This is a genomic window from Pseudomonas sp. NFACC41-3, from assembly GCF_900109505.1.
In the GTDB taxonomy this organism is placed as follows: Bacteria; Pseudomonadota; Gammaproteobacteria; order Pseudomonadales; family Pseudomonadaceae; genus Aquipseudomonas; species Aquipseudomonas chlororaphis.
The window spans coordinates 890,539-903,048 of sequence record NZ_FOAE01000001.1; the positions used below are offsets into that span (position 1 = coordinate 890,539).

10 protein-coding genes are annotated in these 12,510 nt (G+C 63.1%); 6 read left to right on the forward strand and 4 right to left on the reverse strand.

Annotation, left to right across the window (positions count from 1 at the left end; all coding sequences use genetic code 11):
• The first annotated feature begins 131 nt into the window (after positions 1–131).
• The 4 genes from BMY68_RS04090 to BMY68_RS04105 all read left to right on the forward strand — a co-directional run bounded on the left by BMY68_RS04090 (position 132) and on the right by BMY68_RS04105 (position 5,416).
• Positions 132–1,208 carry a 4-oxalomesaconate tautomerase gene (locus BMY68_RS04090; RefSeq protein WP_085531506.1) on the forward strand — a complete coding sequence of 359 codons (1,077 nt, stop codon included), beginning with the start codon at positions 132–134 and terminating at the stop codon, positions 1,206–1,208.
• 45 nt (positions 1,209–1,253) lie between these two features.
• Positions 1,254–2,576 (forward strand): C4-dicarboxylate transporter DctA, encoded by a 1,323-nt coding sequence (gene dctA / locus BMY68_RS04095; protein WP_009043297.1) that lies wholly within the window; start codon positions 1,254–1,256, stop codon positions 2,574–2,576.
• Between the two features lie 129 nt (positions 2,577–2,705).
• Positions 2,706–4,010 (forward strand): CitMHS family transporter, encoded by a 1,305-nt coding sequence (locus BMY68_RS04100; protein ID WP_009043298.1) that lies wholly within the window; start codon positions 2,706–2,708, stop codon positions 4,008–4,010.
• 152 nt (positions 4,011–4,162) lie between these two features.
• Positions 4,163–5,416 (forward strand): OprD family porin, encoded by a 1,254-nt coding sequence (locus BMY68_RS04105; protein WP_085531504.1) that lies wholly within the window; start codon positions 4,163–4,165, stop codon positions 5,414–5,416.
• A 52-nt stretch (positions 5,417–5,468) separates the two neighbouring features.
• On the opposite strand, the gene BMY68_RS04110 is transcribed toward BMY68_RS04105, so the two are convergent.
• Both BMY68_RS04110 and BMY68_RS04115 read right to left on the reverse strand, forming a co-directional pair.
• Complete coding sequence (locus BMY68_RS04110; protein ID WP_085531502.1) at positions 5,469–7,421, reverse strand: M48 family metallopeptidase; 1,953 nt, start codon at positions 7,419–7,421, stop codon at positions 5,469–5,471.
• Positions 7,422–7,445: 24 nt separating this feature from the next.
• Entirely contained in the window at positions 7,446–8,042 is a 597-nt protein-coding gene (locus BMY68_RS04115) for a LemA family protein (protein ID WP_085531500.1), read from the reverse strand.
• A gap of 276 nt (positions 8,043–8,318) precedes the next feature.
• Between BMY68_RS04115 and BMY68_RS04120 the strand changes: the two genes are divergently transcribed.
• Positions 8,319–9,962, forward strand: coding sequence for an ABC1 kinase family protein (locus BMY68_RS04120; protein ID WP_085531498.1), 1,644 nt, complete (start codon positions 8,319–8,321; stop codon positions 9,960–9,962).
• A gap of 98 nt (positions 9,963–10,060) precedes the next feature.
• Here the strand turns inward: BMY68_RS04120 and BMY68_RS04125 are convergent, their stop codons facing one another.
• Positions 10,061–10,417: a DUF6572 domain-containing protein gene (locus BMY68_RS04125; protein WP_009043303.1), complete on the reverse strand. Its 357-nt coding sequence runs from the start codon at positions 10,415–10,417 to the stop codon at positions 10,061–10,063.
• A gap of 10 nt (positions 10,418–10,427) precedes the next feature.
• A complete protein-coding gene (locus BMY68_RS04130) occupies positions 10,428–11,696 on the reverse strand; it encodes an S-type pyocin domain-containing protein (RefSeq protein ID WP_175534806.1) in 1,269 nt (422 codons plus the stop codon).
• A 269-nt stretch (positions 11,697–11,965) separates the two neighbouring features.
• On the opposite strand from BMY68_RS04130, the gene BMY68_RS04135 reads away from it, so the two are divergent.
• Positions 11,966–12,304, forward strand: coding sequence for an FKBP-type peptidyl-prolyl cis-trans isomerase (locus BMY68_RS04135; protein WP_037034481.1), 339 nt, complete (start codon positions 11,966–11,968; stop codon positions 12,302–12,304).
• Positions 12,305–12,510: the final 206 nt, after the last annotated feature.

Consider the following 12,510-nt stretch of genomic DNA (forward strand, 5'->3'; position numbering starts at 1 on the left):
TTCACCTTAGATTTATCATGTGCAAAACGCAATAATCGCTACGATCTTTGCATTGGAAACATGATTTATTCCCTGACACTCTTGTGCCCAGAACATCAATTAACCCGATTGATTAACAAGAGTCTGTGTCCATGCAACGAATTCCTTGTGTGCTCATGCGCGGCGGTACCTCCAAGGGGCCGGTGTTTCTCGCCTGGGATCTGCCGGTGTCCATCGAACAGCGCGATGAGCTGCTGCTCGACCTGATGGGCTCGGGACATGAACTGGAGATCGACGGCATTGGCGGTGGCAGCCCGCAGACCAGCAAGGTCGCGATCGTCAGCCCGTCACTGCACCCCGAGGCCGATGTCGACTACCTGTTCGTGCAGGTGATGGTGTCCCAGCGCCGAGTCGATACGGCGCCCAACTGCGGCAACATGCTGTGCGCGGTCGGTCCCTTCGCCGTTGAGCAAGGCCTGGTCAAGGCCACGGGCGAGCAGACCCAGGTGCGGATCCGCAATCTCAATACCGGCACCTTCGTCAATTCCCTGGTGCAAACGCCGGCGGGCAAGGTCAGCTACGAAGGCGATACCGCCATCGATGGCGTGCCCGGCACCGCCGCTCCGGTGCAGTTGACGTTCCTCGACGCCGCGGGCAGCAAGACCGGCAAACTCTTCCCCACCGGGAACACCCGGGACCTGATCGATGGCGTACCGGTGACTTGCATCGACATGGCCATGCCGCTGCTGATCGTCGAGGCCGGTCAATTGGGCAAGCGCGGCGATGAAACCCCGGCCGAGCTGGACGCCGACAAGGAATTCCTGCGGCGGCTGGAGGCCCTGCGCTTGAAGGCGGGCCTGGCCATGGGCCTGGGCGACGTCAGCGACAAGGTGATCCCCAAGCCGGTGCTGATCTCGCCGGCGGTGGCCGGCGGCACCGTGCAGGCGCGTTACTTCATGCCGCACAGCTGCCATCGCGCGCTGGCCATCACCGGCGCCATCGGCCTGGCCACCGCCTGCGTCAGCGAGGGCAGCGTCGCCGCCGAACTGCTGGGCGGAGCCACGCAACTGAAGCAAGTGCGCCTGGAACATCCCAGTGGCGCGATCGATGTCGTATTGTCCTACACCGGCAACCAGGGAGAGACCATTCGCGCCTCGGTGGTACGCACCGCGCGAAGGCTGTTCTCCGGTTTCGTCTACGCCCCGGCGTCACAACGCCTGGCCGGATAGTCCTGCACCGCAGTGACAGTCGTTCGCATCAGAACAATTCTAAAAATGGGTGATGCCATGAAAGTCGTTAAATCGCTCTACTTCCAGATCATCTGTGCCGTGCTGCTGGGCGTGGTGGTCGGGCACTTCTGGGCCCAGCAGGCCATTGCCCTCAAGCCCCTGGGCGATGCCTTCATCAGGCTGGTCAAGATGATGATCGCGCCGGTGGTGTTCTGCACCATCGTCACCGGGATCGCCGGGATGAACGACAAGCGTTCCCTGGGTCGCCTCCTGAGCAAGACCCTGCTGCTGTTCCTGGCGTTGACGGTGGTCAGCCTGATCATCGGCCTGGTGGCGGTCTACCTGTTCAAGCCCGGCGCGGGCATGAACATCGACCCCACTCACCTGAGTACCCAGGGCTTGTCGCAGTACACCGAGTCGGCGGCGAAGCTGGGGGTGGTGGAGTTCTTCATGCACATCATTCCCGAGACCTTTATCGGCGCCTTCACCAAGGGCGAAGTGCTGCCGGTGCTGTTCATCGCGGTGCTCTGCGGTTTTGCCCTGTCGTCCCTGGGCGAGCGCGGCAAGCCCGTGCTGGATGTGCTGGAAGCCGCCTCGCACATGGTGTTCAAGATCTTTTCCTACCTGATGCGCTTTGCCCCGATCGGTGCGTTCGGCGCGCTGGCCTTCACGGTCGGCCAGTACGGCATCACCTCCCTGGGCGCCCTGGCCAAGCTGATCATGACCCTGTACATCGCCTGCGGATTCTTCGTCTTCGTGGTGCTGGGGGGTATTTGTCGCGCCCATGGGTTCAGCCTGTGGAAGCTGTTGCGCTACCTGCGTGAAGAGTTCCTGGTGGTGCTGGGCACCTCATCCACCGAGCCGGTGATGCCGCGCATGCTGGAAAAGCTCCAGGCCCTGGGTTGCAAGAAAGGCGTGGTGGGCCTGGTGCTGCCCACCGGCTATTCGTTCAACCTCGACGGCACGGCCATCTACCTGTCGCTGGCGGCGATTTTCATTGCCCAGGCCTGCAACATCGACTTGAGCCTGGGGCAGGTGATCACGATGCTGGCGATCATGCTGCTGTCGTCCAAGGGCGCGGCGGGGGTGACTGGCAGCGGCTTCGTCGCGCTGGCCTCGACCCTGACGGTGATCCACGACATCCCCTTGGCGGGGCTGGCGCTGTTGATCGGCATCGACCGCTTCATGTCCGAGGCCCGTGCGCTCACCAGCCTGGCCAGCAATGCCGTGGCCACGGTGGTGATCTCGCTGTCGGAAAACGCCTGCGATCGCCAGGTGCTGCTACAGACCCTGGATGGCAAGGCGACGCCCAACGCCCAGGCCAGTGACCCAGCCTGGGAGCCGGTGCAGGCCGGCAAACACCTTTAGCCGCTTGCGGCTCCCTCCACCTTCCGTTTCTGACCCCGGTTGAAACCCTCGCCAGGCCCCGCCTGGCGGGTAGGGGGCCGTGCGCCTGGGCGTCGGCCATGCTTGTCCATAACAACAAGAGAATCCCTCATGCTTGCATTACTCGGCCTGGCCATGGTGGTCGTGTTCACCTTCCTGATCATGACCAAACGCTTGTCCCCGATCGTTGCCCTGACCCTGGTGCCGATTGTCTTCGCGGTGATCGGCGGGTTTGCCGGCAGCACCGGAAAAATGATGCTCGACGGCCTGAAAATGGTCGCCCCCTCCGCGGCGCTGCTGCTGTTCGCGATTCTGTTCTTCGGCCTGATGATCGACGCGGGCCTGTTCGACCCGCTGATCCGCAAGATCCTCAAGCGGGTCAACGGCGACCCGGTGAAGATCGCCGTCGGCACCGCGTTGCTGTCGCTGCTGGTGGCCCTGGACGGCGACGGCACCACCACCTACATGATCACCTGCGCGGCGATGCTGCCGCTGTACAAGCGCATCGGCATGAACCCGATGATCCTTGCCACCATCGCCATGCTGTCCCTGAGCATCATGAGCGGCATGACCCCCTGGGGCGGTCCGGCCACCCGGGCCATCGCCGCCCTGGGGCTGGATGCCGGCGAGTACTTCGTGCCGTTGCTGCCGACCATGATCGGCGGTGCGGCCTGGGTGGTGTTCAGCGCCTTCCTGCTGGGCCGCGCCGAGCGCAAGCGCATTGGCAACACCGAGCTGCAGAGCGGTGGCGGCAACTGCTACATCAAGGCCATTGTCGAAGACACGCCCTGCAAGCGACCGAAGCTGGCCTACGTCAACCTGTTGCTGGTGGTGGCGGTGATGGTGGCGCTGGTGATGGGCCTGATGCATTCGGCGATCCTGTTCCTGATCGGCTTCGTGCTGGCGCTGATGATCAACTACCCGCAACTGGAGATGCAGAAAGAGCGGATCCTCGCCCATTCGGGCAATGCCATGACGGTGGTGCTGCTGGTGTTCGCCGCCGGCATCTTTGCCGGGATCTTCTCCGGTACCAAGATGGTCGATGCCCTGGCGCAGACCCTGGTGGACTGGATTCCGCCGTCGTGGGGGCATCTGTTCCCGCTGGTGGTGGCCATCACCAGCATGCCGCTGACCTTCGTCCTGTCCAACGATGCCTACTACTTCGGCGTGGTGCCGATCCTCGCCAATGCCGCGGCGGCCTATGGCATCGATCCGCTGGAGATCGCCCGGGCCTCGATCCTCGGTCAGCCGGTGCACCTGATGAGCCCGCTGGTAGCCTCGACCCTGCTGCTGGTAGGGATGGTCGACCGCGACATCGGCGACTTCCAGAAAGCCACCGTCAAATGGGCGGTCCTGACCTCCCTGGTAATTACCGCCCTGGCCCTGCTGACCGGCGCGCTGACCCTGTTTTCCTGAGCCTGTTCTCCTGAGTCATCCCTCTGAACCATCAGGTGTTCCCTGGCGCGCCGGGTCCATGGCGCGCGGCACCTGCACCTTGAATAACGGCACCTCGAATAGCTGCACCTTAAAAAAACAACAACTCGAATAACAACAATGAGTAGTCCGATATGAGCCGTTCGATCACCCCTGGGGCGTGGTTTCCTCTGGTCGCCCTGTTGCCGCTGACGACTGTCGGCGCGGCAGGCTTCAGCGACGACAGCACGCTCAAGCTGCAACTGCGCAATGTCTACTTCAATGAGAACTTCCGTGACGAGCATGGCCTGAGCGCCCGGGCGGCACGCACGGCCAAGAGCGAGCGCACGGAGTGGGCCCAGGGCCTGCTGCTGGATTTCCAGTCGGGTTTCACCCCCGGCACCCTCGGCCTGGGTATCGACGGGCTGGCCCTGGTCGGGGTCAAACTCGACTCGGGGCGGGGCCGCAGCGGTACCGGCCTGCTGCCGGTGCATGACGACGGTCGTGCCGCCGACGCGTTCGCCAGTGCCGGTGTCACGGCCAAGGCCAGGCTGGCCGGGACCACGCTCAAGCACGGCACCTTGCTGCCGAGGAACCCGGTGCTGATCTACAACGACGCGCGGCTGCTGCCGCAGACCTACCAGGGCACGCAGCTCACCAGCAGCGACATCGACAACCTGACGCTCACCGCCGGCCGGCTGGATCGCTTCAAGCTGCGCGATTCCAGCGACAGCGTGCCGATCGTTGCGGACGGTTATGCCGGCGACAAGTCCGGGGACTTCACCTATGCCGGGGGCGACTACAAGCTCGGCAAAGACCTGCGCCTGAGCTACTTCTACGGCGAGCTCGAGCACTTCTACCGGCAGCACTTCGCCGGTCTCCAGCACGACATGAAGCTGGGCGCCGGTGTGCTGACCAGTGACTTGCGTTACTTCCACAGCAGCGACAGCGGTTCGGCCTACGGCGGCAACATCGACAACGATATGCTCAGCGGCCTGCTGTCCTATGCCGTGGCCGGCCATACCCTGAGTGGCGGCTATCAGGTGCTCAGCGGTGATGCCGGCTTGCCTTATATCAGCGGCGCCACGGTGTACTCGTTCAGCAACGTGGGCATTGGCAAGTTCATCGAGGAGGACGAGAAAACCTGGATGCTCGGCTACGGCTATAACTTCGCCGCGCTCGGGGTGCCGGGGCTGGCGTTTTCCACCCGCTACCTGAGCGGCAGCGATGGCCGCTCGAACACGGCGATCAAGGAATGGGAACGCGATGCCGAACTGGCCTATGTGGTGCAGCAAGGCCGCTTCAAGGGCCTGGGGGTGAAGCTGCGCAACTATGTGTACCGCTCCGACTTTGCCCGGGGGCGCGACAGCAACCGCCTCTATTTCACCTACGAGATCGCGCTCTGGTAAGGAGGGCGGTGCCTGCCCAGGCTGGTGCTGGGCAGGAATGGTTGAGCGGTACTCAGAACGTGGCGGCCTGGGGGGCGCTGGCCGATGCCTGGGAGGGCGCGGGCTCGGTGACTGCCGGGGGCAGCAGCGGCGGCATCGGGCAATCCAGCACATCGGCCACGGCGCGCATCAGCTCGGCTTCGGCCACGGTGACCTGGCCGTCGTAGCAGACGCAGCGGGCCATGGCCTGCAGCAGCGTCGGCCGTTCCTCGGGCATCAACTGGCGCAGGCGCACCAGGGCGGCATCCAGGTGTTCGAGGTCGACCTCCGCCGGTTGCGGCTGGGCGAAGGGCAGGCCGGTCCAGGCATGGGCCAGGGCCAGTTGGGCCTGCTGCGCGGTCTTTTGCCCGGCACTGGCCAGGGCGCCGAGCAGGACCGCCAGTTCTTCGCTGCGCTGGAACAGCCCCCATTTGTACTCGGGCGCCGGCAGGCCTTCGACATTGCGTTGCACGATGCGCAGCAGCGTCCACTCCAGCAGCTCGACCTGATCGTCGGCGTCGATCAGTTGCCGCAGGTTGTCCATGAACAGCTTGCAGGCTTGCTTGTCCAGCTGCTGCAGGGCCGGTATCGACAGGTCCAGCAGCGGCAGGCGCAGGTTCGGGTCGAGGGCCGCCAGTTGTTTTTGCAGGGCTTGCAGGCAACCGAAGACCTCGGTGGGGCTGTTGGCGTCCAGCTGCGCGAGTTGTCGGCGGCGCATCGAGTCGTTGGCGGACAGCAGCAGGCCATAGACCAGCGCCTGGGCGCCGGTGGTGCTGTGGGCGCTGCGCTGGAGCGCCGGGTCGAGGCTGACCAGCGTCGCCTGGGCCGCCAGCAGATGTTGCGCGTTCGGGCTGCCGATGCTGGCAATCGACTGCTTGATCGCATTCAGGTCGAACACCAGGGCGCTGGTCGCTTGCGACTGGCGGCTGAACACCCCGGAGCTGTCCAGGCCGGAGCGGGCGGGTTCGGCCGGCAGTTCGATGGCTTCGATGGTGGGCAAGCGGCCGTCCCAGCCGGGTTCCAGGCGCCGGATCCGCGCCGAGAGGGGCGGATGGGTCGCGGACTGGCCGTAGACGGAGAGGGTGGCCCCTTCACTGAAATACAGGTGGCTGTATTCAGCGCTGAAGGCGCTGTCGAGTTTCGAGCTGGCGGCGTAACCGCCGATTTTTTTCAGCGCGCCGGCTAGGCCCACCGGGTTACGGGTGAACTGCACCGCCGAGGCATCGGCGAGAAACTCGCGCTCGCGGCTGATGGCGCCCTTGATCAGGTTGCCGAAAAAAGTCCCGACCGAGCCCAGCAGGATCAGCGCCAGGCCACTCCACATCGCCAGCCCGCCGACCCGGTTTTGCGCCAGCCGGCCAGCCTGGTTGACCCCTTCGGTCATCGCCTCGCCGGTCAGGCCGATGACCAGGATGCCGTGGACAATCGCCACCAGCCGGGTGTTGAGGCGCATGTCGCCGTTGTAGATGTGGCTGAACTCATGGGCGATTACCGCCTGCAGTTCCTCGCGGTTGAGCACCATGATGGCGCCGCGGGTGACCCCGATCACCGCTTCCTGCGGCGTGAAGCCGGCGGCGAACGCATTGATCCCGGCATCGGGCAGCACGTACACCTGTGGCACCGGCGTGCCCGAGGCCAGGGCCATTTCCTCGACCACATTGAGCAGCCGTTGTTCTTCCAGGCCGTCCGGGTGCAGGTTGATCAGCCGGCCACCCAGGCGCTTGGCGACCACCTTGCCGCCGGCTTTGAGTTCGGCGTGCTTGCCCATGCTGCTGCCGATCACCACCAGGAACACCACCGCGGCGATCATTGCGGTCAGGTGCCAGTCGAATCTCGGCGACTGCTTCATCTCCTTGAGAAATTGCAGCCAGAGCAGGTTCAGCGCCAGGCTGGTGACGGCCACCAGACACAGCACGGCCAGGATCATCAGCAGCACCAGGGTGCCGGTACGCCGTTTGGCCCGGGCCTGGTGTTCAAAAAAATTCATCGGACCATCCAGGGTGACAGGGGGTTAGAACGCGACCTTGGGGGCTTCCTGGATCAGGGCGCTGTCGGCGAATTGCAGCAGGCTGGCATCGGCGCCGTGGCCGAACAGGCCGGCCAGGATCACCGGCGGGAAACTCTGTTTGTAGCTGTTGTAATCCATCACCGTGTCGTTGAAGGCCTGGCGGGCAAAGGACACTTTGTTTTCGGTGCTGGTCAGCTCTTCGCTCAGCTGTTGCATGTTCTGCGACGCCTTGAGGTCCGGGTAGGCCTCCATGCTCACATTCAGCCGGCCCATGGCGCTGGAGAGTACGCCTTCGGCCTGGCCCAGTTGCGCCATGTACTGCGGATTGCCGGGCTCGGCCGCGACGGCCTTGAGACCCGCCAGCGCGGCATTGCGCGCCGCGGTCACGGCTTCGAGGGTGTCGCGCTCGTGCTTGAGGTAAGCCTTGGCGGTTTCCACCAGGTTGGGGATCAGGTCGTAACGGCGCTTGAGCTGGACTTCGATCTGCGCGAAGGCGTTCTTGAAGCGGTTCCGGCGGGCCACCAGGCCGTTGTAGACGGTGATGACATAGATCACCAGCAGGGCCAGAACGAGCAGAATCACAATAGTTGAAACAGCCATACGGATGTCCTTATCGGCGTGCGGATTTCAGGGGGGCGCCATGGTAACCGAATTCATGGCGGGCGCAGCCATGGGCAGCCGTCGGCATGCGCTCTTCGGCAGCGCCTCGCACCAGGAGGCGCAATCGGCGCCAGCGCGTTGTGAATGATTGCCGGGCGTTGTGGTCGGACCTTGCATGGCTTGTCGTCGATTCCGGAGTCCGCGGCAGGCGCGCCACCCAACCCTGGGCCCGCCAGCCACGCCGCGGGCGTCACCTTGTGAAGGATCATCCCGACCATGCTCGAACCCACCTGGACGGCTCTCAAACACCATAAGCGGGTGCACCAGATTGTCGCCGTGCTGGCGGCCTTCGGTGCCCAGGACGTTTTGCTACGCCTGGGCCTGGGCCGCCTTTTGGGCGAGTCGCCAGCCGCTGGTGAAGCGCAGCCACAGGACTCGACGCCACAGCGGGTGCGCCTGGCCCTGGAAAAGCTCGGGCCGACCTTTATCAAGCTCGGGCAGATCCTCGCCAGCCGCAGCGACATCCTGCCGCCGCACTGGATCAGCGAGCTGGAGGCGTTGCACAGCGGCGCCGCGACCCTGCCCTGGAGCGAGCTGGAAGATCAGGTACGCGACGACCTGGGCTGCGAGCTGGACCAGGTGTTCGCCGAGTTCGACAGCGAGCCCCTGGCCGCGGCCTCCATCGCCCAGGTTTATCGCGCGCGCCTGCTCAGTGGCGAGGCGGTGGTGGTCAAGGTCCAGCGCCCCGGCCTGCGGCGTAAGATGAGCGCCGACCTGCAATTGCTGGAAGGCGTGGCGATGCTGGTGGAAGAGAACGCGGCCCTGGCCCATTACCAGCCGAGGCAGATGGTCCGGCAACTGGCCCGGGCGATGCTCGAAGAACTGGACTTCACCCAGGAGGGGCAGCACTGTGACGCAGTGGCGGCGAATTTCGCCGAGCATCCGCAGATCGCCATTGCGCGTATCCACTGGCTGCACAGCAGCGAGCGCCTGCTGGTCCAGGAGTTTTTGCCCAGTCACACGCCGCTGGAACGCCAGGCCCTGATCGAGCAGGGCCTGGACCCGAGCCTGCTGGCGCAGCGCGGGGCCCAGGCGTTCATCAAGATGCTGCTGGAGGACGGCCTGTTCCACGGCGACCCGCACCCCGGCAACCTGCGGGCCATGGACGACAATCGGGTCGGCTTTATCGACTTCGGCATGGTCGGTCGCCTCGACGAACGCCGGCGCCTGGAGGTCATGAGCTTCATGCGGGCCATGACCGAGGGCAGTACCGAAGCGCTGGTGGCGGTGCTGATCGACTGGAGCGGCGAGCAGGTGCGCGACCTGTCCGCCATCGAACAGGCCGCCCGGGAATTCATGGGCCGGCACGGCGGCAAGGCGCTGAACATGAGTGCGATGATCGAGGACTTCCTCGGCCTGATGCGCGAATACCAACTGTTGTTGCCGGCCGACCTGCTGGTGCTGTTCAAGGCGCTGATCACTGCCGATGGCGTGCTCACCCGGCTCGACCCGCAACTGGACCTGATAGCCACCGCGCGCCCGGCCATCAGCAAGATGCTCAAGCAGCAGTTCAGCTGGAAACTCGCCCGCCGCCTGGGCCTCGACGGCCTGGAACTGGGCCGTGGCGTCGCCGTCGAACTGCCGCAACTGACCCGCCTGCTGATCAACCGCCTGAAACACGGCGTGGTCGACCTGCGCCTCGACATGCCGGGCATCGAGCGCCTGGAAAAATCCCTGCGCCTGGCCTCCACCCGCTTGTCCCTGGCCCTGCTGATCAGCGCGCTGCTGATCGCCTTCGGCCCGCAGATCGCCGCGGCCGGCCCGGCCTGGCAGGGGTTGTCGGTGGTGGGGTGGCTGGCGGGAGTGGCGACTGTGGGTGGGGTGGTGGCGTTTGTCTGGAGTTTGTTCAAGCGGTCTTGAGGGGGGAGTGGGGGATCAGGGCTTTGCCAGATCCCATTGGCACTCTTTCAACCGATTGACATTGGTGTCGCTGTCTTTCATTTGGGCGTGGCCCTTGTTCACATGTTGCGTATTTTTTCATCCGCTTTAAGGATGAACTCTAGCCCGATACCAACGTCTTTCAGCACCTCGGTAACGCGGTCAATGAAGAGTTCGCCTTGTTCTGGTAGTTCGTACAGACCGTTGATACGAATGATGGGGGCTTTGTCTTTGGATGGTGGATAGCTCTCTAGGATTTCACCGCTTTCGATGAATGCGATGTAAGTGTTGATCTTCTCTTGCAGCAATAATAGGTGTTCACCTTGTTGGGTTTTATCACCCCATTCAAGGTGGTCCGTGATAACCAGAATCACGTTATCGGGTTCCCACTCTGGCACTGCAATAATATCTACGACTTTCGTGTCTACGATGGACATGTCTGTTCCCTCAGAGGGCCGGGTCAGGTCGGATGATTTCGACTCTGGTGGGTGGAATAGTGGTGCCTCCGGGGAAGCCGGGTTTACCTTTGCCTACAACGGTCGCACCGGTTTTCTCAATTTCCGGGAAAGCCTTTTTCTGGTTTTTGGTCAATGGTGCGATTTCAGAAGATTTGCATTCAACACATGAGATTTCGCCATCAGCATTCCTGCCCATCATATCAATACGTGTGCGCACTCCACTGTCGGTTTTCACTGTGACTTCACGGGCACTTTCGGGCTTGGTCTTGCTGTACTCGTCATAAGACATGTCCTCAAAAGCCTTACCCTGTTTCCTGTTCTTCTCTAGCTGGACATTGAACACGATGTACAGGGGCTGGATTCCAGACCCTGGCGGGAAGACCAGAATGAAGTCTTTGTAATCAGGCGGGTAGAGCGGGTTGACGATGATGCTATCCGCCTGCTCGGTGGGCGGATAAATCCAGATGTGGGGAGCCTGTGGTGCTGCCTCTAATGGAGGGATCCCCGAAGCACTGGACGGGTCAATGGCTGGTGTCCAGGTCAGGGTGATCCCGTCTCCGAAATCGGCCACCTGCTGAGAGCCCTGAGCCTCGAACCGGGCAACAGGGATCATTTCCCAGTCGCTGCGCTTCTCAGTGTTGTATCCGTAGCCTTTCAGCGTGCCGTCAGCTTGCTGTTCTATGTGCAACCGGACACGTGTGCGGCCTTCCTTGAGCGCTTTGAGCTGTTCGGGTGTGTACAGGCTGCTGTCGCCCAAGCTCGATGGCCAGAGCAATGCGGCTATGCCCGCCAATCCACCTGCAATAACACCCGTGGTAAAAAACGTGGTACCCGCACTCGCGCCTGTTGCCGCAGTACCCGTGCTGACTCCAGCACCGGCCCCAGTGCCAACCCCTGTAGCAGCACCAGCAGTAGCAGCCACTCCACCTAATAGAAGTGTTCCAAGTGCAGCAGGTAACGCGTGACCACTGATTTGCTGGAGAGGGATTTTCCCTGTTGCATCCGCTTCGCGTCCGCCCAGCAAAACGAGCTGCCCGTATTCGCTAATGGCATTGGTGGGGATGACACGAGTTGCGTAGTTGATGACCCCATCAGGGAGCTTGCAGGGTTTGGTAAAGGTGCACCCAGCTGTCTGGGGTTTGGCTTCTGCCTTCGGTGGCAGGTCCGGGTATTGCGCCCAGCGTTGGGCGCCCAGATCGACGGGCTCTACCCCCTTGTTGCGATAGCCCTTCGGGGCGTTCGGTACGTAGCCACTCATCCGTGTTTGCGTCCACATTGTCCATAAAGAAGCCCCCGTCAGAGGGGGAGCAAAGAGCATTTGCAGTTGGCTTAGGGACGCTATTGGATTTGGCTATGGAGGGTCTGTAGGGACAATCTGAAAGATGGTGGCTGGGCCAGGAGGCATCGGTAATGTGCCCTGCCTCAGCCCCCTCCAGGAGCATGCCTTACAGGTCGAGAGGGCGAAAATTTGTTATTTTCCGCACCCTCGGTGGCCACTGCCGGCTGCTGTCAATAGAGAGTGAGTGGATGAGCGATTCGTTGCAGGTGATCGATATCGAAGTGGGCGAGGGCAAGGCGGTGGTCAAGGGCGCCTTGATCACCACCCAGTACCGCGGTTTCCTGGAAGACGGCACGCCCTTCGATTCTTCCTGGGAGCGCGGTAAGCCTTTTCAGTGTGTGATCGGCACCGGGCGGGTAATTAAAGGCTGGGACCAGGGCCTGATGGGCATGCAGGTCGGCGGCAAGCGCAAGCTCTTGGTGCCGGCGCACCTGGGTTATGGCGAGCGGTCGATGGGCAAGATCCCGCCGAACTCCAATCTGGTGTTCGAGATCGAGTTGCTGGAAGTCCTGACCCGCGACGATTGATCCCGCGTACTGGCCAGGTCGGGACGCTGTCTGATCTGGCCGCCTTCACGGTCTTCCTCGGTAAATCCCTCTTTGAAATCGTGTCTCCGTGCTTCGCCAGGCGGGGCTGGGCCGTGGGTGATCGATAGGCAGTGGCGGACGACCGGCGTCATCAAGCCCTTGCGTGGGCCCGTGGCATCGGCCAGGATAAGCGCCATATAGGTATA

Excerpts from the sequence above, each read along its gene's own strand:
- BMY68_RS04090 (WP_085531506.1), top strand. The coding sequence starts at position 132 with ATGCAACGAATTCCTTGTGTGCTCATGCGCGGCGGTACCTCCAAGGGG.
- BMY68_RS04135 (WP_037034481.1), top strand. The coding sequence starts at position 11,966 with ATGAGCGATTCGTTGCAGGTGATCGATATCGAAGTGGGCGAGGGCAAG.
- BMY68_RS04105 (WP_085531504.1), top strand. The coding sequence starts at position 4,163 with ATGAGCCGTTCGATCACCCCTGGGGCGTGGTTTCCTCTGGTCGCCCTG.
- dctA (WP_009043297.1), top strand. The coding sequence starts at position 1,254 with ATGGGTGATGCCATGAAAGTCGTTAAATCGCTCTACTTCCAGATCATC.
- BMY68_RS04130 (WP_175534806.1), bottom strand. The coding sequence starts at position 11,696 with ATGAGTGGCTACGTACCGAACGCCCCGAAGGGCTATCGCAACAAGGGG.
- BMY68_RS04120 (WP_085531498.1), top strand. The coding sequence starts at position 8,319 with ATGCTCGAACCCACCTGGACGGCTCTCAAACACCATAAGCGGGTGCAC.
- BMY68_RS04115 (WP_085531500.1), bottom strand. The coding sequence starts at position 8,042 with ATGGCTGTTTCAACTATTGTGATTCTGCTCGTTCTGGCCCTGCTGGTG.
- BMY68_RS04125 (WP_009043303.1), bottom strand. The coding sequence starts at position 10,417 with ATGTCCATCGTAGACACGAAAGTCGTAGATATTATTGCAGTGCCAGAG.
- BMY68_RS04100 (WP_009043298.1), top strand. The coding sequence starts at position 2,706 with ATGCTTGCATTACTCGGCCTGGCCATGGTGGTCGTGTTCACCTTCCTG.
- BMY68_RS04110 (WP_085531502.1), bottom strand. The coding sequence starts at position 7,421 with ATGAATTTTTTTGAACACCAGGCCCGGGCCAAACGGCGTACCGGCACC.